22 protein-coding genes and 1 tRNA gene are annotated in these 23,766 nt (G+C 68.4%); 11 read left to right on the plus strand and 12 right to left on the minus strand.

Features of this window, described 5'->3' with window-relative positions:
• Nucleotides 1–47: 47 nt before the first annotated feature.
• A complete protein-coding gene (locus tag FV218_RS03845; RefSeq protein ID WP_147708812.1) occupies nt 48–1,319 on the minus strand; it encodes an MFS transporter in 1,272 nt (423 codons plus the stop codon).
• 439 nt (nt 1,320–1,758) lie between these two features.
• Nucleotides 1,759–2,106 carry a DUF3140 domain-containing protein gene (locus FV218_RS03855; RefSeq protein WP_147708770.1) on the minus strand — a complete coding sequence of 116 codons (348 nt, stop codon included), beginning with the start codon at nt 2,104–2,106 and terminating at the stop codon, nt 1,759–1,761.
• 228 nt (nt 2,107–2,334) lie between these two features.
• Here FV218_RS03855 and FV218_RS03860 point away from each other — a divergent pair, with 228 nt between their 5' ends.
• From FV218_RS03860 to FV218_RS03870, 3 genes are all read left to right on the plus strand, one after another.
• Nucleotides 2,335–3,615: an O-acetylhomoserine aminocarboxypropyltransferase gene (locus FV218_RS03860; RefSeq protein WP_147708771.1), complete on the plus strand. Its 1,281-nt coding sequence runs from the start codon at nt 2,335–2,337 to the stop codon at nt 3,613–3,615.
• Nucleotides 3,616–3,811: 196 nt separating this feature from the next.
• Nucleotides 3,812–4,219 carry a response regulator gene (locus tag FV218_RS03865; RefSeq protein WP_147708772.1) on the plus strand — a complete coding sequence of 136 codons (408 nt, stop codon included), beginning with the start codon at nt 3,812–3,814 and terminating at the stop codon, nt 4,217–4,219.
• Nucleotides 4,220–4,248: 29 nt separating this feature from the next.
• A complete protein-coding gene (locus FV218_RS03870) occupies nt 4,249–5,544 on the plus strand; it encodes an aminotransferase class I/II-fold pyridoxal phosphate-dependent enzyme (protein ID WP_056093919.1) in 1,296 nt (431 codons plus the stop codon).
• A 36-nt stretch (nt 5,545–5,580) separates the two neighbouring features.
• Here FV218_RS03870 and FV218_RS03875 read toward each other — a convergent pair whose 3' ends face one another.
• The 3 genes from FV218_RS03875 to FV218_RS03885 all read right to left on the minus strand — a co-directional run bounded on the left by FV218_RS03875 (nt 5,581) and on the right by FV218_RS03885 (nt 9,306).
• Complete coding sequence (locus tag FV218_RS03875) at nt 5,581–7,896, minus strand: bifunctional diguanylate cyclase/phosphodiesterase (protein WP_147708773.1); 2,316 nt, start codon at nt 7,894–7,896, stop codon at nt 5,581–5,583.
• Nucleotides 7,897–8,015: 119 nt separating this feature from the next.
• Nucleotides 8,016–8,753: an RNA methyltransferase gene (locus tag FV218_RS03880; RefSeq protein ID WP_147708774.1), complete on the minus strand. Its 738-nt coding sequence runs from the start codon at nt 8,751–8,753 to the stop codon at nt 8,016–8,018.
• A 4-nt stretch (nt 8,754–8,757) separates the two neighbouring features.
• A complete protein-coding gene (locus FV218_RS03885; RefSeq protein WP_056093928.1) occupies nt 8,758–9,306 on the minus strand; it encodes a formaldehyde-activating enzyme in 549 nt (182 codons plus the stop codon).
• Nucleotides 9,307–9,527: 221 nt separating this feature from the next.
• Here FV218_RS03885 and FV218_RS03890 point away from each other — a divergent pair, with 221 nt between their 5' ends.
• Nucleotides 9,528–10,739 carry an NADP-dependent isocitrate dehydrogenase gene (locus FV218_RS03890; RefSeq protein ID WP_056093930.1) on the plus strand — a complete coding sequence of 404 codons (1,212 nt, stop codon included), beginning with the start codon at nt 9,528–9,530 and terminating at the stop codon, nt 10,737–10,739.
• 38 nt (nt 10,740–10,777) lie between these two features.
• On the opposite strand, the gene FV218_RS03895 is transcribed toward FV218_RS03890, so the two are convergent.
• The 3 genes from FV218_RS03895 to glgX all read right to left on the minus strand — a co-directional run bounded on the left by FV218_RS03895 (nt 10,778) and on the right by glgX (nt 15,164).
• A complete protein-coding gene (locus FV218_RS03895) occupies nt 10,778–11,089 on the minus strand; it encodes a plasmid stabilization protein (protein WP_147708775.1) in 312 nt (103 codons plus the stop codon).
• A gap of 25 nt (nt 11,090–11,114) precedes the next feature.
• Nucleotides 11,115–12,740 (minus strand): histidine kinase famiy protein, encoded by a 1,626-nt coding sequence (locus tag FV218_RS03900; protein ID WP_147708776.1) that lies wholly within the window; start codon nt 12,738–12,740, stop codon nt 11,115–11,117.
• 147 nt (nt 12,741–12,887) lie between these two features.
• Nucleotides 12,888–15,164, minus strand: a complete 2,277-nt coding sequence (gene glgX / locus FV218_RS03905) for a glycogen debranching protein GlgX (RefSeq protein WP_147708777.1) — start codon at nt 15,162–15,164, stop codon at nt 12,888–12,890.
• A gap of 263 nt (nt 15,165–15,427) precedes the next feature.
• Between glgX and FV218_RS03910 the strand changes: the two genes are divergently transcribed.
• The 3 genes from FV218_RS03910 (at nt 15,428) to FV218_RS03920 (ending at nt 17,893) form a co-directional block, all read left to right on the plus strand.
• Entirely contained in the window at nt 15,428–16,174 is a 747-nt protein-coding gene (locus tag FV218_RS03910) for an SHOCT domain-containing protein (protein ID WP_147708778.1), read from the plus strand.
• Nucleotides 16,175–16,336: 162 nt separating this feature from the next.
• Nucleotides 16,337–17,404 carry a spore photoproduct lyase family protein gene (locus tag FV218_RS03915; protein WP_147708813.1) on the plus strand — a complete coding sequence of 356 codons (1,068 nt, stop codon included), beginning with the start codon at nt 16,337–16,339 and terminating at the stop codon, nt 17,402–17,404.
• A gap of 24 nt (nt 17,405–17,428) precedes the next feature.
• Nucleotides 17,429–17,893 carry a nucleoside deaminase gene (locus FV218_RS03920; protein ID WP_147708779.1) on the plus strand — a complete coding sequence of 155 codons (465 nt, stop codon included), beginning with the start codon at nt 17,429–17,431 and terminating at the stop codon, nt 17,891–17,893.
• A gap of 168 nt (nt 17,894–18,061) precedes the next feature.
• Here FV218_RS03920 and FV218_RS03925 read toward each other — a convergent pair whose 3' ends face one another.
• The 3 genes from FV218_RS03925 to FV218_RS03935 all read right to left on the minus strand — a co-directional run bounded on the left by FV218_RS03925 (nt 18,062) and on the right by FV218_RS03935 (nt 18,788).
• A complete protein-coding gene (locus tag FV218_RS03925) occupies nt 18,062–18,373 on the minus strand; it encodes an ETC complex I subunit (protein ID WP_147708780.1) in 312 nt (103 codons plus the stop codon).
• 41 nt (nt 18,374–18,414) lie between these two features.
• Nucleotides 18,415–18,491 (minus strand) — tRNA-Pro (locus FV218_RS03930).
• A gap of 63 nt (nt 18,492–18,554) precedes the next feature.
• Nucleotides 18,555–18,788 (minus strand): hypothetical protein, encoded by a 234-nt coding sequence (locus FV218_RS03935; protein WP_147708781.1) that lies wholly within the window; start codon nt 18,786–18,788, stop codon nt 18,555–18,557.
• 171 nt (nt 18,789–18,959) lie between these two features.
• On the opposite strand from FV218_RS03935, the gene FV218_RS03940 reads away from it, so the two are divergent.
• Nucleotides 18,960–19,664, plus strand: a complete 705-nt coding sequence (locus FV218_RS03940) for a glutathione binding-like protein (protein WP_147708782.1) — start codon at nt 18,960–18,962, stop codon at nt 19,662–19,664.
• 3 nt (nt 19,665–19,667) lie between these two features.
• On the opposite strand, the gene FV218_RS03945 is transcribed toward FV218_RS03940, so the two are convergent.
• Nucleotides 19,668–20,537: an MBL fold metallo-hydrolase gene (locus FV218_RS03945; protein WP_147708783.1), complete on the minus strand. Its 870-nt coding sequence runs from the start codon at nt 20,535–20,537 to the stop codon at nt 19,668–19,670.
• A 104-nt stretch (nt 20,538–20,641) separates the two neighbouring features.
• On the opposite strand from FV218_RS03945, the gene FV218_RS03950 reads away from it, so the two are divergent.
• The 3 genes from FV218_RS03950 to FV218_RS03960 all read left to right on the plus strand — a co-directional run bounded on the left by FV218_RS03950 (nt 20,642) and on the right by FV218_RS03960 (nt 23,571).
• Nucleotides 20,642–21,946 carry a glycosyltransferase family 1 protein gene (locus tag FV218_RS03950; protein ID WP_147708784.1) on the plus strand — a complete coding sequence of 435 codons (1,305 nt, stop codon included), beginning with the start codon at nt 20,642–20,644 and terminating at the stop codon, nt 21,944–21,946.
• 29 nt (nt 21,947–21,975) lie between these two features.
• Nucleotides 21,976–22,299: a rhodanese-like domain-containing protein gene (locus FV218_RS03955; RefSeq protein WP_147708785.1), complete on the plus strand. Its 324-nt coding sequence runs from the start codon at nt 21,976–21,978 to the stop codon at nt 22,297–22,299.
• 135 nt (nt 22,300–22,434) lie between these two features.
• Complete coding sequence (locus FV218_RS03960; RefSeq protein ID WP_056093970.1) at nt 22,435–23,571, plus strand: efflux RND transporter periplasmic adaptor subunit; 1,137 nt, start codon at nt 22,435–22,437, stop codon at nt 23,569–23,571.
• Nucleotides 23,572–23,766 lie beyond the last annotated feature (195 nt).

Consider the following 23,766-nt stretch of genomic DNA (forward strand, 5'->3'; position numbering starts at 1 on the left):
CCGCGCGGCGATTGCGTCAGGTTCCGTGGCGATGCGCGTCACCGACATCACGAAATCGCAGACTGACGCGTCTCCTCCATCAACCACACAGCCCCAAAACTAACCCCAGCCGCCACAGCCAGATACAGCCCCACCCAACCCACACCACCCCATTCCGACAACCGCTGCGCCAGATACGGCGCAGCGGACGCCCCCAAAATCCCCGCGAGGTTGTAGGTCACCGACGCCCCGGTGTAGCGCACGCGGGTCGGAAACAGCTCCGGCAGCAGGGCCCCCATGGGCCCGAACAGCCAGCCCATGGCGAACAGGCCGAGGCACAGGAAGCCCAGCACGAGGCCGCCCTGGCCGCTGCCGAGCATGGGTCCCATGAGCAGGCCGAGGCTGGCCGTGAAGGCGAGGCCGGAGAGCAGGACGGGGCGGCGGCCGTAGGCGTCGGCGGCCCAGCCGGAGAGCGGGATGCCGAGGGCCATGAACAGCACGGCGACGCACTCGAACAGCAGGAAGGTCGGCCGGGTGAAGCCGAGGGTCGCGACGCCGTAGCTGAGGGCGAACACCGTGGAGAGGTAGAACACCGCGTAGCAGGCCACCATGGCGAAGGTGCCGAGCAGGGTCGCGCGGAGGTATTTTGTGAAGATCACGGCGAGGGGCACGCGCTCGGGGGCGGCCTGTTCGAGGGCGGCCTGGAACACCGGGGTCTCGGTGAGCTTGAGGCGGACGTAGAGCCCGACGCCGACGAGGGCGGCGGAGGCCAGGAACGGGATGCGCCAGCCCCACGCCTGGAAATCCTCGGGGCTGAGGGCCAGGGCCAACCCAAGAAACCCGAGATTGGCGGTGATGAAGCCCACCGGCGCGCCGAGCTGCGGAAAAATGCCGTAGAGGGCGCGTCGCCCCGGCGGCGCGTTCTCCACGGCGAGCAACGCCGCCCCGCCCCACTCGCCGCCGAAGCCGAGGCCCTGGCCGAAGCGCAGGACGCACAGGGCCAGCGGCGCCCACCACCCGGCGGTGGCGTAGGTCGGCAGGCAGCCGATGAGCACCGTCGACAGGCCCATGATCATCAGCGAGGCCACCAGGGTGGCTTTCCGCCCGACCCGGTCGCCGAAATGCCCGAAGAACGCCGCCCCCAGGGGCCGGGCGATGAACGCGATGGAGAAGGTCGCGAACGCCGCGAGCGTCTGCACCGCCGGATCGCCGGGCGGGAAGAAGATCGGCCCGATCACCAGGGCGGCGGCGGTGGCATAGACGTAGAAGTCGTAGAACTCGATGGCCGTGCCGACGAAGCTGGCGACGAGAATCCGCGCGGCGGAGACGGGTGGGCTGATGGAGCGCATGGCCGCCGCTGTAGCGAAGCTTTTGGGGGGTGCCTAGGGACGGATTGCGGGTGATGTCATCGGGTACTGGCGGACGATCTTACGCAATTGCCGGCGGACCACGCCTTCGGGCTGAACGGATGCACGCATCCCCTCGCCCCGCCTGCGGGGAGAGGGACGCGTCTCCCCCTTGTCGGGGAGCGCGTCGAGGCGGCAGCCGATGGTGAGGGGGCGAATCCGGATGAGGCTCCTCCGACGAAGCCCCCTCACCGTCGCTGCAGCTTCGCCTTCGCTCGCCGCAGGCACGACGGGGTGCCTGCGGCCCTCTCCCCGCAGGCGGGGAGAGGTGGATGCGCGCAGACGCTCTGCGCCAGGGGCTGACGCACGCGCAAGCATCCATCTGCGAATGCCCGGTCCTGCGGGGTAGGGAAAAGCGCACGCGACACCCGCATCAATCCTTCAGCGGATCATGCCCCCAGTTCATCAGCGACAGGCGCCAGGGCGAATCCTTCACGGCGTCCTTGTCGTCGGGGCCGCCCTGCTTGAGGTGGCGGTGGACGTAGCTGACGACCTTGCGCATGTGGGCGTAGTCGTCCTCGGTCAGATCCGCTTTCTTGGTGTGGAGCAGATCGACGATGCGGCGGCCGGAGGCGTGGCCGGTGGATTCGCCCTTGCCGTTGGATTTCTGGCCGACGGCTTGGCTCTCGTCGGTGTCGAGAAACTTCTCCAGGGCTGAGGCGGTCATGTTCACGGCCGCCTTGAAGTCCGTCCACGTGGTCTCGTCGTCGTGCTCGGCCATCGCGAAAACTCCCGGGTTCGTGTGTCTGCCGATCGATCACGCACACGGGGGCGGGCCGGTTCCGGGCCGTGGCCGCGTGCCCCAGGGCCCGCGCTTGACCTCGGGCGCTCGTCCGCTACAAAGAACGGATGTTCGTTTAAGCGGAACAGGGCCGCGGGCCCCCTTCCGCTGACAACGGTTGGCGCTAGAACGGTGCCGATGTGGGCCCGCCGGCCCCTGGAGGATTCCATGACCGACCGCCTGCCCGGCTTCAACACCCTGGCGATCCACGCCGGCGCCGCCCCCGACAAGTCCACAGGCGCGCGGGCGACCCCGATCTACCAGACGGCGTCGTTCGTGTTCGACGACGTCGACCACGCCGCCTCGCTGTTCGGCCTCCAGGCCTTCGGCAACATCTACTCGCGCATCACCAACCCGACCAACGCCGTGCTGGAAGAGCGCATCGCCGCCCTGGAAGGCGGCACGGCGGCGGTGGCCGTCGCCTCGGGCCACGCCGCCGAGTTCCTGACCATGAACGCCCTGATGCAGCCGGGCGACGAGTTCATCGCGGCCGACAAGCTCTACGGCGGCTCCATCAACCAGTTCAACCACGCCTACAGGAACTTCGGCTGGAACGTGGTCTGGGCCGAGACCGACGACCCGTCGTCGTTCGAGCGCGCCATCACGCCCCGCACCAAGGCGATCTTCTGCGAGTCCATCGCCAATCCGGGCGGCGTCATCACCGACATCGCGGCGCTGTCGGCCATCGCCAAGCGCCACAACATTCCCCTGGTCGTCGACAACACCATGGCGACGCCGTACCTCATCCGCCCGTTCGAGCACGGCGCCGACATCGTCGTGCATTCGGCGACGAAGTTCTTAGGGGGCCACGGCAACTCCATCGGCGGCCTCGTGGTCGATGGCGGCACCTTCAACTGGGCCGGCGACGACCGCTATCCGGCCCTGTCGCAGCCCCGGCCGGAATATGCCGGGATGGTGCTCTCCGAGAACTTCGGCAACTTCGCCTTCGCCATCGCCATCCGGGTGCTGGGGCTGCGCGACCTCGGGCCAGCCCTCGCCCCGTTCAACGCCTTCCTCATCCTCAACGGCATCGAGACTCTGCCGCTGCGGATGCAGCGCCACTGCGACAACGCCCTCGCCATCGCCACCCACCTCTCGGGCCATGCCGCCGTCGACTGGGTCAGCTATCCGGGCCTGGAGGGCGACCCCTACCATGCCCTCGCCCGGCGCTACGCGCCGCTGGGCTCCGGCGCCGTCTTCACCGTCGGCCTCAAGGGCGGCTACGCGGCCGGCGTCAAACTGGTGTCGAATCTGCAGCTGTTCTCGCATCTGGCCAATATCGGCGACACCCGCTCCCTGGTGATCCACCCGGCCTCGACCACCCACCGCCAGCTCACCGATCCCCAAAAAATTTCGGCCGGGGCCGGGCCGGAGGTGGTGCGCCTGTCCATCGGCCTTGAGGACCCGGCCGACCTCATCGAGGACCTCGACGCGGCGCTGTCGGCGTGACCGGCGCATCGGTACGGCGCGCCGGCGCGCGCCGGGGCGTGGACCGGACCGGGCCTCGGCGCACGAGGGCGTGCGCCGGCGCGCCGCGTCATACCCGCGCCGGTGAAACGATCGCGGTCCGGGCCCCGTTGTTGACGGCATGGGTGGCGGGGAATAGGCCCCGACCATCCCGTTGCGCGAGATCGTCCGGCCGCCGATGACGCACTCCCAAGATCTTCCCCAAGACCTGCCCCAAGACCTCCCCGTCGTGCTCCTCGTCGAAGACGACGGCCTGCTCCTGATGGAAGCGGCCGACACCCTGGCGGATGCGGGCTTCACCGTGGTGGAGGCGAGCCACGCCGACAAGGCTTTGACGGTATTGGAGAATCGCGACGACGTCGGTGTGCTGATGACCGACGTCGACATGCCGCGCGGCTCCATGGACGGCTTCGCCCTCGCCCGGCTCGTGGCCCATCGCTGGCCGGCAATTCCGGTCCTCGTCGTCTCCGGCATGGGGACCCCCGGCCCCCACGACATGCCCGACGGGGCCCGGTTCATCCCGAAGCCCTACGAACCCTCGACCCTCGTGCGGACCCTGCGCGCCTTCGTGCACCGGGCCGCCTAACTCCCTGTCAGACTTCGAGAAAAGGCCCCATGGCCACCGAGACCAGACCCCAGCGCTTCGCCACCGCCGCCATCCATGCCGGCGCGGCCCCCGACCCCGCCACCGGCGCCCGGGTCCAGCCGATCTACTTCACCAACGGCTTCGTGTTCGAGTCGACGGAGCAGGCGGCGGACATCTTCGCCATGCGCCGCACGGGCTTCTCGTACTCGCGCGGCTCGAACCCCACGGTCGCCGCCCTGGAGCGCCGCGTCGCCGCCCTGGAGGGGGCCACCTCCGCCGTGGCGGTCTCGTCCGGCCAGTCCGCCCTGCTGCTGATCCTGATGACCCTGATGCGCAGCGGGGACGCCTACGTCGTCTCGCCGCGCCTGTTCGGCGGCTCCCTCGGCCTCATCAACCGCCTCGACGGGCGCTACGACCTGAAGGCCCTCTACGCCAAGGGTCTCGACCCGGCGGATTTCGAGGCGGCGATCACGCCCGAGACGAAGGCCATCGTCTGCGAATCCATCGTCAATCCGTGCGCCACCGTCATGGATCTGGCGGGCATCGCCGCGGTGGCGCGGCGCCACAAGCTGCCGCTCATCGTCGACAACACCCTGGCCTCCCCGGCCCTGATCCGGCCCATCGAGCACGGCGCCGACATCGTCATGCACTCGACCTCGAAGTTCCTCGGCGGCTCCGGCCAGACCATCGGCGGCGTGATCTGCGACGCCGGCACCTTCGACTGGGCGGCGGCGCCCGACCGCTACAACCTCATCGCCGAGCCGTGGGAAGACTACGACGGCCTCGTCATCACCGAGCGCTTCCCCGATTTCAGCTTCGCCGTGGCCTGTCGCCTGTTCGGCCTGCGCGAGCTCGGGCCCGGCCTGTCGCCGATGAACGCCTTCCTCACCCTCACGGGCATCGAGACCCTGCCCCTGCGCATGGCGCGCCACTGCGCCAACGCCCGGACGGTGGCGGGCTTCCTCAAGGATCACCCGGCCGTGGCGTGGGTGAGCTATCCCGCCCTGCCCGGCCAGCCGGGGGAGGCCCTCGCGGCGCGGTACGTGCCGGACGGACCGGGCTCGATCTTCACCTTCGCCCTGAAGGGCGGCGAGCCGGCGGCGATCCGGTTCATCATGGGTCTCAAGCTCGTCTCGCACCTCGTCAACATCGGCGAGATCAAGTCCCTGGCGATCCACCCGGCGACGACGACGCACCGTCAGCTGCTGCCGCACGAGAAGCAGGCCGCCATGGTGGGACCCGAGACCGTGCGCCTCTCCATCGGCCTGGAGAACGCCGAGGACCTCATCGCCGACATCGAGCAGGCCCTGGCGCAGGCGGGCTGAACCGCCTTTCGAGCGGTACGCCAGCACCGTCCGGCGTCAGGCGCGAACCGGGACATCTCCGGTGTTCGGGGTCAGGAAACCCGGCACCCGCTCGGCCGGCATCGGCCTGCCGTAGAGGTAGCCCTGGACGTAGCCGCAGCCCTCCGCCAGGAGGACCCGCGCCTGCGCTTCGGTCTCGACGCCCTCCGCCGTGACGTCGAGGCCGAGGCTGCGTCCGAGTTGGAGGACGGCGGTGACGATGGCGGCGTCGTCCGAGTCGCGCTCGAGGTCCTGGACGAAACTGCGATCGATCTTGATCTCATCCACCGGAAAACGCTTCAGGTGCGTGAGAGAGGCGTACCCCGTCCCGAAATCGTCCAGGGCCACGCGGATACCGGCGGCGTGCAGGGCGTCGAGGACGGGCCCGACCCGATCGCCGTTCCCGCCCAGGAGCACCGTCTCGGTGATTTCGACGCCGATCCGGTCGCGGGCGAGGCCAACCGCGGCGATATCCGCCAGGAGCGCCTCGGCGAGGTCGCCTTCGCCGAACTGCGCCGAGGACAGGTTGAGGAACACCCGCCCCGGATCGTGGCCGCCATCGATCCAGCGGGTGACGTCGGAGACGATCTGTCGGCGCAGGACCCGACCGACCCCGATTCCGATCTCCGGATCGTCGAACACCGCGGCGAAGGCGGCGGGTGCGAGCAAACCGCGGGCCGGATGCCGCCAGCGCGCCAGGGCCTCGAAACCGACCACACCGCCCGTCGCGAGATCGACCTTGGGCTGATAGAACGGGACCAATCCACCCTCCTCAAGGGCCACGCGCATCTCACGGATGAGGGTCACGCGATCTTCGATGGTCGCGCGAAGACTCGGCACGAAGCGCATGGCGCGATTCCGCCCCGCCCCCTTCGCCGCGTAGAGGGCGAGATCCGCGTCGGTGAACAGGTCGGTCGAACTCTTCGCGTCGGCGGGATAGACGGCGATGCCGAGACTGGCACGCGGGGCGACGATGCGGCCGCCGATGGCGGTGGGTGGTCGAAGGGCGTCCAGGATCACGTCGCTCAAGGCGTCGAGGTCGCGAGGCCCTGCTTCGCCGACAGGTCCGCACGGTGCGATGACAACGAACTCGTCGCCGCCCAGGCGTGCCACGAGGTCACCCGGTTGCGTCACGTCGTTCAGCCGCCGGGCGACTTCCTTGAGCAGGGTGTCGCCGGCATCGTGGCCGAGGGTGTCGTTGACCTCCTTGAAGGCGTCGAGATCGATGAGGATCAATCCGACCTCGCCACCCACGACCCGGGCGTCTGCCAGGGCGTTGTCGAGGGTCGCCTGGAACAGGGCGCGATTGGGCAGTCCGGTGAGAACGTCGTGGTTGGCCGCGATCCGGATGCGCTCCTCCACCGCCTTGCGGCTGGTGATGTCGACGAGACTCGAGACGATGCACGGTACCCCGTCGGCCTGGACCGTCTCCATCGACAGGAGGATGTCGCGCCGGGCTCCGGCGAGGGTCGTGATGCTCGACTCCTGGTCGCGGGTCGATCCGTGGGCGTCGAGAAGCGCCTGGAGGCGGCGTCGCTCGCTCGAATCGACCACATCGCGCGTGGTGTAGCGGACGATGCTCGCCCGATCCGGAATTCCGAAGAACGCCAGGCCGGCGTCGTTCACGTTCACGAACCGGCCGTCCGACTGGCATGAGACCACGATCGGCACGGGCACGGCCCGGAACATCGTCTCGAACAGCCGGCGGCTGTCGGCGAGCTCGTCATTGGCACGCTGCGCCGCCCGGACCGCCGTCCACTCTAGCCGCCGCAGGCGGTTCCAGCGAACGACGAAGAGGAGGATCGGCACGTTCGACATGGCGGTCGCCATCACGATGCCCAGCGCCGTCGGGGGAACCGGTGCCGGGAGCAGGTACCCGCAGAGCAGCACCACGGTGCAGAAGTTGCCGGAGATCAAGGTCCAGCGGAAACTCGTCGGCACCACGAGCATGTAGACCGCGGGGAGCATCAGCAGGACGAACAGCGCGATGTCCGACCGCGTCGAGCACAGATACCCCACCGCAACGGCACTGACGAACTGCCATCCGATCATCACCCGTTGCAGGGCGGGAAACCCGTCGACGGTCCGCACGGCCCGGTAGGCCACGTAGGACACCACGATGACGGTGAGGCGTGCGGTGATGGCCGGGAGGAAATGCGCCTGTCCGTAAAAGCGCGCGTCGCTCAGGAGGAACAGGCCGTTCAGGACGACGGCGAACAGGAAGATGAGGCGGGTGTGCCGGATCGTTTCCGGCAGCCGCTCGGCCTGGAAAGCGGCTTCGCGCTCGGGGACGGCGAACTCGCCGCCGATGGGGTGGAGACGGTTGCTCGGCATGGCACTCCGCCCTTTGCACGAGAAAGCTGGCGCAGAGCTTAAGGGGCCGCACGAAAAACCTGTCGCCGTCGGTCATCGCCCCGAGCACGAGGGCAGCTCGGGAGTTTCACGGGAGGCCGTCACGAGGTGTTGCGATCACCCCGCGGGGGCCGCCGGAGGGCACGCAGAGCGCCGCGCAGGGTGCGCACGTCCTGTTCCGTCATCGCCATGCGGTGAAGCATGTCGCGCATGTTGCGGGCGATGATATCGCGCTTCTCCGGCGGGTAGAATCCGGCCGTCGTCAGGCTGTCCTCGAGGGCTCCGACGAGGGAGGCCATGGCCTCGCGGGTCGCGGGCGGCGCCAGCATCTCGCCCGAGAAAGGCAGGCGCGCGAGTCCGGCCGCCCGGCGCCACTCGTATCCGACGAGGAGAACCCCCTGGGCGAGATTGAGGGAGGGGAACTCGTCCGTCACCGGAAAGGTCACGATGGCGTCGGCGAGCGACACCTCTTCGTTGCTCAGGCCGGCCCGCTCGCGCCCGAACAGGATGCCGACCTTCTGAGCGCCCCGGACGACGACATCGCGCATGGCGTCGTCGGGACCCATCACACGCTTCATCTGCCCGCGCTCGCGCGCCGTCGTCGCCAGGACGTAGTGGAGGTCGGTGATCGCCTCCGCGACCGTGGCGAACACCGTCGCGTTATCGAGCACATGGGTCGCGCCCGAGGCCGCCTCGCGCACGCCCTTCTTCGGCCAGCCGTTCTTCGGGGCCACGAGGCGGAGTTGGGACAGACCGAAATTGGCCATGGCGCGCGCGACCATGCCGATATTCTCGGCCAGCTGCGGCTCGACGAGGACGACGACGGGCGCGCTCGGCATGAGCCTAGATCTTTCCGTCGAGACCCATCTGGTAATATTTGTGGATGATCTTGTCCTGGTTCTCCAGGAGCCAGTCGATGGACGGCTCGTTGGTCATGGCCTTGCGGATGGCCTCGGTCATGCCCTTCCGCTGGATCTCGAACAGGGCCTTGTGGTCCACGGTCTCGGCCTCGATCACCCCGGGACTGAGCCAGACCGAGCAGATGATGCCGAGGTCGTTGGCCTTCTCCTTGGGGATATAGCCCAGCCGCACGGCGTCGAGCACGCCGTTGGCGATGGCGAACTGCACGGTGCCCATGAGAATCGAGGTGTACTTCGACTCGGTCACGCTCACCTTGGAGACGCACAGGGTCACCGGGCGGACCATGATGTCGGTGTTGAGCAGGGCGAAGACGCGGCTGTGGCCGACCACCTGATCGCCCGTGAGGGTGGCGAGCGCGATGCCGACAGGTCCGTCGAGTTCGCCGATGATGACCTCCGGCTCGGCGGCCGTGTTGGGCGGGCCGCCCGCGACCAGGGCCTCGCCGGCCCGCAGGATGATGCGTTCGCTCATGGTTTTTCCGTTCCGTCCCACTTCGTGATGGGAGCCAGATCCCCCCTCGCGCCGCGAATGTCCAGAGGCGCGGTGCGCCTGACAGATGCCGCTGCCTGTCACGGCGCCAGAGGTCCCGTCCGCCTTCCGTCGCTGCGACGCCCGCGCTATGACCCGCCCGCGGGGCCGCACGGCATTTGCATGGGGCCCCCCCGGAATCTTTGCGGAAGGCCTGACACGCGATGGATAAGATCAAGGTAGCCAAGCCCGTCGTCGAACTCGACGGCGACGAGATGACCCGGATCATCTGGAGCGAGATCAAGACCAAGCTCATCCACCCCTATCTCGACCTCGACCTCGAGTATTACGATCTCGGCGTCGAGCACCGCGATGCCACGGGCGACCGGGTGACCGTCGAGGCCGCCGAGGCGATCAAGCGCCACGGCGTCGGCGTGAAGTGCGCCACCATCACCCCCGACGAGCAGCGGGTGAAGGAGTTCAACCTCAAGGAAATGTGGAAGTCGCCTAATGGCACGATCCGCAACATCCTCGGCGGCGTGATCTTCCGCGAGCCGATCATCTGCAAGAACGTACCCCGCCTCGTTCCGGGCTGGACCCAGCCCATCGTCGTCGGGCGCCACGCCTACGGCGACCAGTACAAGGCAACGGACTTCAAGGTGCCGGGCAAGGGCCGCCTTACCATCAAGTTCGAGGGCGAGGACGGCACGGTCATTGAGCGGGAAGTGTTCAACTTCCCCTCCCCCGGCGTCGCCCAGGCCATGTACAACCTCGACGATTCGATCCGCGACTTCGCCCGTGCCTCGATGAACTACGGCCTCAACCGCAAGTACCCGGTCTATCTGTCCACCAAGAACACCATCCTCAAAGCCTATGACGGCCGGTTCAAGGACCTGTTCGAGGAGGTGTTCCAGAACGAGTTCAAGGCCAAGTTCGACGCGGCCGGCATCACCTACGAGCATCGCCTCATCGACGACATGGTGGCCTCGGCCCTCAAGTGGTCCGGTGGCTACGTCTGGGCCTGCAAGAACTACGACGGCGACGTGCAGTCCGACACCGTCGCCCAGGGCTTCGGATCGCTGGGCCTGATGACCTCCGTGCTCCTCACCCCCGACGGCCAGACCGTGGAGGCCGAAGCCGCGCACGGCACGGTGACGCGCCACTACCGCGAGCATCAGAAGGGCAAGGAGACCTCGACCAATTCCATCGCGTCGATCTTCGCATGGTCGCGCGGTCTCGCCCACCGGGCCAAGCTCGACGGCAACGCCGATCTGGCCAAGTTCGCCACCACCCTGGAGACGGTCTGCGTCGATACCGTCGAGGCCGGGTTCATGACCAAGGACCTCGCCCTCCTCGTCGGCCCGGACCAGAAGTGGCTCTCGACCACGGGCTTCCTCGACAAGGTCGATCAGCACCTCAAGGCCGCCATGGCCTGAGACGGAGGACGCGGCTTCGTCGGGGGCGGGGCCGCACCTCAAGCCTTGGCGGCGTTGCGCCTGCGCGTCTCGGCGGCCTTCTTCGCCGAGGCCGAGCGCTGTTCCGGCGTGCGGGCTGCGGAAACCTTGCCGCCGGCCTCGCCACCCGCATGGGCCGCCGGGTGGCCGGTCGATCGACCCCGGCCCGATCCGCCGGGTTTCTTCCCGCCGCCGTCATCCTTGTTGACGGTGGCCCAGGCGCGCGCCTCAGCAGCTTTTTCCGGAACGCCACGGGCCTCGTAGGATTCGGCGATGTGCTCGGCCTTGCGCACCTGCTTGTCGGTATAGCGGGACTTGTCGCCCTGCGGCATGGTCGGTCTCCCGTTCGCTGCCTCTTCAGCTCATCCCCATCGGCCCGTCGAGGACGGACCGGACCCGCCGGATCAGCTCCGTGCGACGGTAGGGCTTGTTCAGAAGTTCGAACTCGTTTCCCCCCGCATCGGTTCGCTCCAGGCTCGCCTCGGCGTAGCCCGTCGTGAGCAGCACCTTGAGGCAGGGCCGCCGGTCGCGGGCCGCGCGTGCCAGGACGATGCCGTTCATGCCGCCGGGCATGATCAGATCCGTGAACAGGAGATCGATGGTCACGGCACTGTCCACGATTTCGAGGGCTTCGCGTCCGTTGCGGGCCATCAGAATCGTGTAGCCGAAGTCCCTCAGGATGGTGCGTGCGAGTTCCGCCACGTCCTCGCGGTCATCGACGATGAGCACCGTTTCGGTCCCGGGCGGCTCGACGGGCGGAGGATCGATACGGGGCGCGGCCCGCGTCTCGCCCTCCCCTCCCGCCGGGAACGACAGGCTCACGGCCGTGCCCTCGCCGACCTGTGAGGTGATCTGGGCAGCCCCCCCCGATTGCTTGGCGAAACCGTAGACCATCGACAGGCCGAGGCCGGTGCCCTTGCCCTCCTCCTTGGTGGTGAAGAACGGGTCCATCACCCGCGCCAGCGCAGTGGAAGGGATGCCGACGCCGGTGTCGACGATGCTGACGGTGACGTAACGCCCGGGCTGAAGCGGGCCGCCATCGGCGTCGTGGCCGGGGCCGACCTCCCGGTTGCACGTGGCGATGGTGACACGGCCGCCGTCCGGCATCGCGTCGCGGGCATTGATGAGGATATTGAGGAGCGCGACCTCAGTCTGGGCCGGATCGACCCGGCAGGTCCAGAGGTCGGGGGCGAGGCGCAGGTCGATGGTCACGGCATCCCCGAGGGTCCGGTCCACCCTCTCGCGCAGGTCGGTCACCAGGCTGTTGAGATTGACCGCGCGGCCCTCGAGGCGCTGGTTGCGCGCGAAGGCGAGGAGTTGCTGTGTCAGGATCGTGGCGCGTTCGGCGGCGACGCGGATGTTCTCCGTGGCCCGGCGTAGGCGGCCCGTATCCGGCTCCGGCCGGTCGAGACCCGCGCTGAGGATGTCGACGTAGCCGACCACGACCTGCAGCAGGTTGTTGAAGTCGTGGGCGATCCCGCCGGTCAGCTGACCGAGGGCCTCCATCTTCTGTGCCTGGCCGAGGGCGTCCTCGGCATCGCGGCGGCGTGAGACGTCGAGCTGGGAGGCGAAGAAATACACGAGCTCGCCCGCCGCGTCGTAGACCGGCGAGATGAAGAGCGCGTTCCAGAACGTCGAGCCGTCCTTGCGATAGTTCAGGATCTCCGTGGCGAAGTCCTCGCGCGCGGCGATGGCGCGGGAAATTGCCGCCACGAGCTTTCGGTCGGTCTCCGGACCCTGGAGAAACCGGCAGTTGCGGCCCACCACCTCGTCGCGGACGTAACCGGTCAGGTCTAGGAACGCCTGATTCGTGAAGATGATCGGATTGTCGTCCTGCCGCGGATCGGTGACGACCATGGGCATCCGCGTCGAAGCGACGGCGGCGAAGAAGAGATCACCGTGACGGTCGGTTCCGTCGGAGGCTGATCCGGTGGCCACCCGCACTCGCACACCCGTCGGCGGGGTTTCAGGCGTCTGGTTCATGCGGGTCCGCTTCAAAGGAGCGTCGAACGGAGGGCGCGGTTCACGAGACGGCAACGGCCGAACCCGCTCCCGTATCCCTTCGTCAGCCGTCTCGGCCCACGCCTTCGAGGCAGGGACGATGCCGGACCGGCACCGTCCCTGCGACGGTCACTCCTTGCGGGCGCCAAAGCGGACGTTGTCGATGTTGGCGCGCTCGAACGCCTGCATCACGTGCTGATACGACCGCTCCATCTCCGTCACCTCGCTGTCCTCGACTTCCTCGGGCTTGAGCACGAACATCAGCATCGACCGTCCGGTGACGTCGTAGCGCTCGCCCACGGGCACGCTGACGACCTCCTGGCTGTCGGGCAGGTTGGTGTCGAGGAGGCGCGTCCAGGCCGTGGCGCCGACGGTGGCCGGCAGGGTGAACGAAACGAGGTCGTGGTAGGCGTTGTAGAGCAGGAGCAGGGTCGCATCGCCGCCCCGGCGCTGGATGCCCGAGACCTGCGCCCGGCCGTCGAGGACCACGGCGAGCGACCGCGCATCGCCCTGAGACCAGTTCTCGGGCGTCATCTCGGTGCCGTCGGGGGTCAGCCACGTGACGTCGCGAACCCCAAGTTCCTCATCGAAATCGCCCGTGAGGAAGCGCCCCCGTGTGAGAATAGGCAGCGATTCGCGAAGGATCATCAGGCGCTGGGTGAACTCGGTGAGATCCCGTTCCTCCGGGCCGATGGCGCCCCAGTCGAGCCAGGAAATCTCGTTGTCCTGACAATAGGCGTTGTTGTTGCCGTTCTGCGTGCGGGCGAACTCATCACCCGCAAGCAGCATCGGCGTTCCACGGGACAGGAACAGGGTTGCCAGCATGTTGCGCATCTGGCGCAGGCGCACGGCCCGGATCTCGGGATCATCCGTCGGTCCCTCGACGCCGTAATTGTTCGAGAGATTGTGCGAATGGCCGTCGCGGTTGTTCTCGCCGTTCGCGATGTTATGCTTCTCGTTATACGACACCGTGTCGTTCAGCGTGAAACCATCATGGGCGGTGAGGAAGTTCACGGACGCCCAGGGCTTGCGCCCGCGCTTGTTGAACTTGTCGGCCGATCCCGTGAGGCGCGACGCGAGGGAGGGAAGCAGCCCCTCGTCGCCCCGCCAGAATCCGCGCACGTCGTCGCGGTAGCGGTCGTTCCACTCGGCCCAGCCCGGCGGGAAGCCGCCGACCTGATAGCCGCCCGGTCCGCAATCCCACGGCTCGGCAATGAGCTTGACCGAGTTGAGCACCGGGTCCTGCCTGCAGGTGTCGAGGAAGCCGCCGCCCTCGTCGAATCCGTGCGGCTCGCGGCCCAGGATCGTGGCGAGATCGAACCGGAAGCCGTCGACCCGCATCTCGGTGGCCCAGTAGCGAAGCGAGTCCGTCACGAGCTGCAGGACGCGGGGGTGCGACAGGTTGAACGTGTTCCCCGTGCCAGTGTCGTTGATGTAGTAGCGCGGCTCTTTCGGCATCAGCCGGTAGTACGAGGCGTTGTCGACGCCCTTGTAGGACAGGGTCGGCCCCTTCTCGTTGCCCTCGGCCGTGTGGTTATAGACCACGTCGAGAATCACCTCGAGGCCGGCGCCGTGCATGCGGGCGACCATCTCCTTGAACTCGGAGAAGGCGAAGTCCGGCACGGCCGCGTAGCGGCGGGCGGGCGTGAAGAACGAGATCGTGTTGTAGCCCCAGTAGTTCACCAGGTCCTTTTCCTGCAGGTAATCGTCCTGCACGAAGGCATGGACCGGCAGGAGCTCGACGGAGGTGACGCCGAGGCTCTTGATGTAGTCGAGCACCGCCGGAGTTCCGAGGCCCGCATAGGTACCACGCAGCTTCTCCGGCACGGCCGGGTGCAGCTTGGTGAAACCCTTCACGTGGGTCTCGTAGAAGATCGTCTTCTCCCACGGCACGTGGGGCTTGCGGTCACGTCCCCAGGTGAAGGCCGGGTCGATGACGCGGCTGCGCCGGGTGAACGGCGCCGAGTCGCGCTCGTCGAAGGTCAGGTCGTCGCCCGTCTCCATCTGGTAGCCGAACAGGGCCGGGTTCCAGGTGATGGAGCCGACCAGACCCTTGGCGTAGGGATCGATGAGCAGCTTGTTTGGGTTGAAGCGGTGGCCGGCCTTCGGCTCGTAGGGACCGTGCACGCGGTAGCCGTAGATGGTGCCGGGACGCGCGTCCGGCAGGTAGCCGTGCCAGATCTCGTCGGTGTATTCGGGCAACTCGATGCGCTCGAGTTCCTCCTCGCCGGCATCGTCGAACAGGCACAGTTCGACCTTGGTGGCGTGAGCGGAGAACAGGGCGAAGTTGACGCCGAGCCCGTCCCAGTTGGCGCCGAGGGGATAGGGCGAGCCTTCCTTGATGCGCGATCGCCGCGCGGAACCCTGCGCGGACGCCCTGCCGGTCTGAGAAAAATCGTCTGCCATAACTGCTCCAGGGACGGTGCCGGACCCGGTGTGGCGCAAACACCGGGCGTCACGGCACGCCAAAACCGCTACGGCAACGCTTACGCTTGGGTTGAAGGTCCCCCGTGGCGGAAAACTTTTTGCGGCGCGAAGCGGGGTCGGCGACCCTTGGCGGGGAGCCAAAGGCACGACACCTGCCCCCTGTCCGTGGCACGATCCCACGGCATGGGCGTTGCGACGTGATCCGCGCCGTTCGACAGACACCTTTCCGCCGAGGCATACCGATGACCGACCAGCCCAACGGCCTCCAGACCATCGCGGACCGGCACGGGGTGAGCCTCGACGCCGTGCGCCACCTCGTCCGTGCCCTCGAGGCCGGGCACGGCACCATGGCCCAGTTCAACCATCCGGAACTCGGTGGCTTCGGCCAGTGGTCGTCAGGGGGCATGACGATGATCGGCAACATGTTCGATTCCGGCCTCAAGGCCCGCGTCGCCGCCTTGTGCGGCGCCCTGGCCGACGCCTTGCCGCCGGCGGGGTTCGCCGAACGGGACGGCGTCTCCGGCGCGTGGTGGCCGCGAGGCCTCGGACGACCGGCGACGTCCGGAGCTCAGAACGGCCAGCGCTACGCATACTTCCCGCACGCACAGCGCGTTGCCGTGGAGGCGGACGGGCAGGTCGCCGTCTACGACACGGAAGGCCACCACATCACCGGTGTTTCGCAGCAGCAGGGTGGCACCCGCAGCCTACGCTTCTCCGGGCCCGATGGAGTCATCGACCTCGAGACCCTGCGCCGGATCGATGGCGACGCGGCGGGGCAGGACGAGCCGAGCACCCCCGAACCGACCCCGCAGCCGAAGCCGTTCACGCCCGAGCCCCTGCAACGCCCGGAGCCGGCAGCACCCCGCCCGCCATCGTCGGCCGACGATGTGCTCGCGACCCTGGAACGCCTGGCGGAACTGCAGCGCAAGGGCGTCCTGACGGAGGGGGAATTCGCGGCCAAGAAGGCCGAGCTTCTGGCGCGGCTCTGACGAGACGGCGACGGGGCTTCGCGTCCCGCGCGAAACGCCCGGTGATTGTCGGATTTCACCCCGAGAACGACAACGCCTCCGAACTTCCCGACAACCCCTCATCCACAACGCGAAAGCCGCACCTGCCTCGCCGCAGGCGGCGAGAGTCCCATGTCAGGCGGCATGGGACTTTCGCGCGACCTCATCGACATCCGGACGATCTATCACGAGCCGGCGGTCGCCGCGTTTTCGCGGGGACGGGCGATCCTCGATCGCTTCCCCGATGCCGAGCGCATCCCGGTTCCCTCGCACTGGAACATCCCCGCCCTGCACGGCAACGCCGGATCGGTGGAGGATTGGGTGCGGATCAAGCGCTCCACCCTCGTCCTCGGGGTGAAGAAGGGACTGACCATGCGGCCCAACGGCCGCAGCGCCCACTTCATCGCGCCCTCGACCTCCAACGGCTGCGCCATGGCCTGCGCCTATTGCTACGTGCCGCGCCGCAAGGGATTCGCGAATCCGATCTCGCTTTTCGTCAACGTCGAGGCGGTCAGCGCCGCCATCCGCCGGCATGCCGACCGGCAGGGCCCCCTGCCCGAGCCGGACAGCGTCGACCCGGCGCTCTGGGTCTACGACCTCGGCGAGAATGGCGACCTCTCCGTCGATGCCGCGATCAGCGATACGGTACGCGACCTCGTCGGCCTGTTCCGCACCCTGCCCAACGCCAAGGCCTCCTTCGCCACCAAGGCGGTGAACCGCGATCTCCTGACCTACGACCCGCAGGGCAAGACCCGCATCCGGTTTTCCATGATGCCGGAGCGCATCGCCCGAGTCGTCGATGTCCGCACGAGCCCGATCCCGGAGCGGATCGCCGCCATCGACGACTTCGTGGCCGCCGGCTACGAGGTCCACCTGAATTTCTCGCCGGTCATCCTCTACGAGGGCTGGGAGGCGGACTGGGCCGAGCTGTTCGCGGCCATCGACGCCGGAATCGGGGACGCGGCCCGGGCTCAGGTCAAGGCCGAAATCATCATGCTGACCCACAATGCCGATCTGCACGCGGTCAACCTCGGCTGGCACCCGAAGGCCGAGGATCTCCTGTGGCGCCCGGACATCCAGGAGGCCAAGGTCTCGCAGGGCGGTGGGGCGAACCTGCGCTACCGCACGGGCTGGAAAGGTCGCTGGCTCGCCCGCTTCACCGCGCTTCTGGCCGAACGGATGCCCTACTGCACCGTGCGTTATGCATTCTGACCCTCGTTTGGAGACCGGCCGACCATGAGCCACGAAACCCATCTGCACGACGCCGTTGCCCTCGCCCACGGCAACGTCCTGTCGGGGGGAAGGCCCTACGGCGCCGTGATCGTCCGCGACGGTACGGTGCTGGTCCGCGCCGTCAACCGGACGGCGGAGACCAACGACCCGACGGACCACGCCGAGATGGTGGCGATCCGCGAAGCCAGCCGACGGCTGGGCTCGTCGAAGCTCGACGGTTGCGTCGTCTACGCGAGCGGACGCCCCTGTCCCATGTGCCACGCCGCCATGCGGCTCTCGGGCATCCGCGAGGCCTACTTCGCCTACACGGCGGAGGATGGAGAAGCCTACGGCCTCATCGGCGCCGGCATCTACGCGGAATTGTGCCGTCCCCTCGACGAACAGCCGATGCGGGTGAGCCACCACCCGGTGACGGCGGAGGAGCATCCCTACGCGGCTTGGCGCGCTCGCGAGAGCGGCAACAGTTGAGCGATTGGCTTGGGCGCGATCCGACGCTAGCCTCGCACGATGACCGAGAACGACCTGCGCGAATCACGCGCCGCCCTGATCCTCCTGGCCGTGACGGTCGCCTCGGTGCTGATCTTCGGCGCGGTCACGGTCCTGATCCAGCTCTGACGGGGGCGTGCCCCGGCGGGATCAGTGCGTCCAGGGTGCCGTGCGGTTGAATTTGAAGTTGTCCGAGTAGGACAGGCCCTTGCGGACGATGGGCCGGTGCGGCTCCTCGACCCGGTAGGACAGGCCGGCGCGGGTGGCGTAGGCGATGGCCTCGTCGCGGGTCTCGAATTCCAGGCGCACCTGCTGCAGCATGTCGGAGGAGCCGGTCCAGCCCATGAGCGGATCGGCCTCGCGCGGGGTGCTCTGGTCGAATTCGAGGACCCAGACCTTGGTGCGCGCCATCCCGGACTGCGATGCGTCCTTGGCGGGCTGGTAGATCCGGGCGCTCGACATCGGACGGTTCCCAACGGTCACGGGGTTTGCCGGTCGAGAGATGGTCGGGGCGATAGGATTCGAACCTACGACCCTCTGGTCCCAAACCAGATGCGCTACCAGGCTGCGCTACACCCCGACGCGTTCTCGACGCCCCACGGCTCATAGGAGCTTTGCGGGGTCCGGGCAAGGATGGATGCGCTCAGGCGAGGATGTCGAGGACGCGTTTTTCCATGTCCAGCGAGGTGCGCAGAATGGCTGCGTTGAGGCTGACATCGGTCTTGGCCTCCATGAGGTTCAGGGCCGTGCTCGACAGATCGACCTGGGTCGCCGCCGGCAGGCTGGTGCCGATGGTCGCCACGCCTTCGGCGGCCTGGGCGAATCGCTGCGTCGCCGCCGCCATCCCGCCGCTGCTGATCGACACTGCGCTGATCATGGGCCGTCTCCCTCACCCGCTCCGACGAGAAGAGCACGCAACCCGTTAAGCGAAGGGCGCGCGAACCCGTTGCATTCGATCGAACCCGGACCGGGCGCTTGAACCCGGCCCACCCCGGCGCCAACTCGGCCACAGCGGCCGACGCGACGGCCCGCGCGTATGAGGTGCCCGATGATCGATCTGCATTACTGGCCGACGCCGAACGGCCACAAGGTGACGCTGTTCCTCGAAGAGGCCGGCCTGCCCTACGCGATCAAGCCGGTGAACATCGGCGCCGGCGACCAGTTCAGGCCGGACTTCCTCGCCATCGCCCCCAACAACCGCATGCCGGCCATCGTCGATCACGCACCGGTGGACGGCGGCAAGCCGGTCGCCCTGTTCGAGTCCGGCGCGATCCTGCTCTACCTCGCCGAGAAGACCGGCCGGTTCATCGCCCGGGATCTGCGCGGCCGCGCCGAGGTGCTGCAATGGCTGTTCTGGCAGATGGGCGGCCTCGGGCCCATGCTCGGGCAGAACCACCATTTCAGCCAGTACGCGCCCGAAAAAATTCCCTACGCCGTCGACCGCTACGTCAAGGAGACCAACCGCCTTTACGGCGTCCTCGACCGGCGTCTGGCCGACCGCGAATTCGTGGCGGGCGCCGATTACTCCATCGCCGACATGGCCGCCTATCCGTGGATCGTGCCGTACGAGAAGCAGGGCCAGACCCTGTCCGACTTCCCCCACCTCGCACGCTGGTTCACCGCCATCGCCGAGCGCCCGGCCACCCGGGCGGCCTATGCCCGCGCCCCGGAGGTCAACCCCGACCACGGCAAGACCATGAGCGCGGACGCCAAGAAGGTGATGTTCGGCCAGACCGCGAAGGGCCGGGCCTGAGCGTCAGCGCCGCAGCGAGTCGAGCGGTACCGGAGCGGCATGCGGGCGGGTCGCCAGCATGCCGTCGAGGAGGGCCAGCACCTCGGGCCGTCCGCAATTGGCGGCCGGCTCGAACGGAGTCCAGGTCTGGGTGAAGTCGAGGGCGGCGAACACGTCGCGGTAGCGCCGCAGCTCGTTCGTCGTGAGCGGCACCCCGCGCACGAACGCCTTGTGGGCCGAGATCGTCGTGGCCCGGCGAAAGTCCTTCGGGTCGAGTTCGAACTTCAGGGCGTCGCCGCAGAACAGGATCTTTCGCGCGCGATCGAACAAGACCGCGTGGCCGTCGAAATGGCCGGCGGTGCGATGGAGTTCGAGGCCCGGCAGCGGTTCGAGGAAGTCGTCGTAGGGCCACGACACCTGGAGTGCGGCGCTCCAGACGAAGTCGGCCGCCGGCAGGCACACCTCCGGGTCGAAGCGATCCTGCAGCTGCACCAGCGCGCCGTAGGCATGTGGGTGGGAGGACGACAGCACCTGCATCCCGCCGAGGGTCGCGATGTGCCGGAGCGCCGCCTCGCTGAAGACCGGGCAGGCTTCGAAGCCCATGTTCCCCTGCGGTGTCTGGATCAGGTACGCGCTCGGGCCGATGCCCGAGACGGGGTCGTTCCAGAAGCGCCAGACCCCCGGCTCCAGTTCTTCCCAATGGCAGGGGAAGCGCTCCTGCGCCTCGGCCTCGGTCCAGAACTGCCAGCCGTTCTGCGGCACCACGTGGCGCGCATCGAGACACATGGGGCAGGACGCCGGCACCGTGAAGTGACGCTGCCAGAAGCCGCAATTGTCACAGGTGTAGGCGGGCAGATCGAGGGCGCCCGCGAAGGGCAGGTAACCGGGAGACACGGGCGTTGCTCGGGTTCGGGTGGCGTTGCGGGATCGCGCCAAGCATATAGGCGGGATCGCCGCCGCTTCGATACGACGGCGAGGCTGAACGCAACCGGAGAATCATGCCCGTCCCCTCGATCGCCTTCGATCTCACCCGCCTGATCACGCGGCTTCGCCACGCCAGTCCCAGCGGAATCGACCGGGTCGACCTCGCCTATGCCCGCCACGTCCTGGCTCAGGACGGCGCGCGCTTCGGCCTCGTTTCGACGGCCCTCGGCCCGAAGGTGCTGGAGCGGGCGGAGGCGCTGCGGATCGTCGAGGCGGTGGCGGCGGGCTGGGTCGAGGATCGGGCAGCCGAGGACGATCCGGTCTATCGCCGTCTCGCCGCCGCCCTCGGGGCGCCGACGCGCGAGACGGCGAGCCGGCCTCCTCGCTCGGATTCTCAGGCGCGTCGACGCCTCCAGGCCCGCACGGCGTGGACGGTTTTGCGCGCGCGCGGACCCGACCGCCTGCCCGCCGGAACCATCTATCTCCACACCTCGCACCTGCGCCTCGACCGGCCGGAGCGGTTCGACTGGCTGTACGACCGACGCGACATCCGCCCGGTCTTCTTCGTCCACGACCTCATCCCCATCGCCTATCCGGAATACGGCCGGCCCGGCGAGGCGGAGCGCCACGCCGTGCGCATGGGCACCATCGCGGCCCATGCCGCCCACGTCCTCGTGAACTCGGCCGACGTGGCGGCGCATTTTTCGGGATACCTCGCGGCCCGTGGCCTGCCCGGACGTCCGACGACGGTGGCCTGGCTCGGCGTCGAGCCGGTGTTCCGGCCGGCTCCCGGCGCGCCCGCCCTGGTGCCCGACCGCCCGACCTTCGTGGCCTGCGGCACCATCGAGCCGCGCAAGAATCACCTCGGCCTGCTCAACCTCTGGCGCGACCTCGCCCAGCGCCATGGGCCGGCGACTCCGCGCCTCGTCCTCGTCGGCCGGCGCGGCTGGGAGGCGGAGAACATCGTCGACATGCTGGAGCGCTGCCCGGCCATGCGGGACCACGTGATCGAGGTCGGCGGCCTTTCCAGCCACGGACTCGCCCGCCTGCTCCAGGGCGCGACCGCGCTCCTGATGCCCTCCTTCGCGGAAGGGTACGGCCTGCCGGTCGTGGAGGCGGCGGCCTGCGGCCTGCCGGTGGTCGCCTCCGACCTCGCCGTTCACCGCGAGATCGGAGGCGGGTTCGCCCACTTCCTCGATCCCCTGGATGGGCCGGGCTGGCGCGGGGCCATCGAAGCGCTGTGCGCTGACGCATCCCCCCTGCGGGCGGACCTCGTGGCGCGCCTCGACGGCTACGCGCCGCCAGACTGGACGGCGCATTTCGCGCGGGTGGATGCGGTGCTGACCGAACGCGTTGCGGCCACGCCGGCACGCGCCTAAAGGAGGATCAGGACAGCGGGGATACCGGCATGAACGTGGTCGATCTGGACCGGGACGCGATCAAGGCCGGCCTCGCCGACGGGACGCTCCTGCTCATCGACGTGCGCGAGGCGCACGAATTTGCCGGCGGCCGCATTCCGGGCTCGATCACGCATCCCCTGTCGACCTTCGATCCGGACACCATCGCCGCCCTCGTATCCGAGGATGGGCGACGGCCCGTCTTCTCCTGCGCCGCCGGAATCCGCTCGGTGCATGCGTTGGCGGCCGCCCAGCGGGCCGGCCTCTCCATCGACGGGCACTATGTCGGTGGATTCAAGGATTGGTACGCAGCCGGCGAAGCGATCGAGCGGTGACGGCCGACCATCCGGCATTCCGTCGCCGTGATTTCAAATAGCGGGACGGCTGCGACGGGGCGGACGATCATGTGCGACAGCGCACAACAAGGTCGATGCCAGACCTCTAGCTCGCAGGGCATAGGGATTATCGATATGCGCAGGCGCCTGCTCTTCCGCTTCCTTCCGGCCCTCGGCCTCGCGCTAGCGGGACTGCCGGCCCTCGCCCAGGCGCCCGGCGGGCCGCCGCCGAAGGTGACGACGGCGAAGCCCGTGGTGCGCGAGATCGTCGAGACCGACATGTACACGGGCCGGTTCGACCCCGTGGAGATCGTCGATGTCCGCGCCCGCGTCACCGGCTATCTCGAGAAGCTGAACTTCCAGGACGGTGCGACGGTGAAGAAGGGCGACCTGCTCTTCGTCATCGACCGGCGCCCCTACAAGGCCGCCCTCGATCAGGCTCAGGCCGCCCTGGTTTCGGCCAAGGCCCGCCTCAACTTCTCGCAGACCGATCTCGACCGCGCCCAGACCCTGAGCCGCTCGGGCAACATCTCCGAGCAGGTGACGGACCAGCGTCGCCAGGCCTCGCAGACGGCCCAGGCCGACGTCGACAGCGCCGATGCGCAGCTGCGCCAAGCCCAGCTCAACTACGACTTCACCGAAGTGAAGGCCCCGATCTCGGGCCGCATCAGCCGGCGCCTCGTCACCGAGGGCAACATCGTCATCACCGACCAGACCCTGCTGACCACCATCGTTTCCCTCGACCCGATCTACTTCGGCTTCACCGTCGATGAGCGCTCCTTCCTGAAGTACCAGGGCGCCCTCGGAATCGGCATGGGCCAGACCCAGAAGGGCAAGGGCGTTCCGATTCTCATCGCACTCACCGGCGAGGAGAAGCCGACCCGCAAGGGCGTCCTCGATTTCGTCGACAACCGCGTCGACAACGCCACCGGCACGGTCCTGCTGCGGGCCACCGTCGAGAATCCCGACGGGTTCATCAAGCCGGGCCTGTTCGGCATCGTGTCCCTGCCGGCCACCAAGCCCTACCAGGGCATTCTGCTTCCGGACGACGCCATCTCGGCCAACCAGGACAAGCGCGTCGTCTACCTCGTCGCCGACGACGGTTCGGTCGCCTCCCGGGAGGTGAAGCTCGGGCCGAAGGTCGACGGCTACCGGGTGATCCGCGACGGGCTGAAGGGCGACGAGAACGTCGTGGTCAACGGCCTGTCCCGCGTGCGGCCCGGCGCCAAGGTCACGGCCGAGTCCTCGACGCTGCCGGCGAGCAAGAGCTGACGGGGACGGCTGAGGACAGGATGCGCGGCCCGGATCATCCGGTCCCGCGCCCGTGTCTCGAACAGGATCAGGGGTCGTGTGCAGGCGTCGCTTAGGACCGGCACACGACCCGAACCGTTCACGGCGCGCCGGGTGGGGGCAAGGCGCGCCATGAAAGAACGGTCGGCGAAGCGCCGGCCGTAGCCGAAATGAACG

Origin of the sequence: Methylobacterium sp. WL69, assembly GCF_008039485.1 — a bacterium.
Taxonomy (GTDB): Bacteria; Pseudomonadota; Alphaproteobacteria; order Rhizobiales; family Beijerinckiaceae; genus Methylobacterium.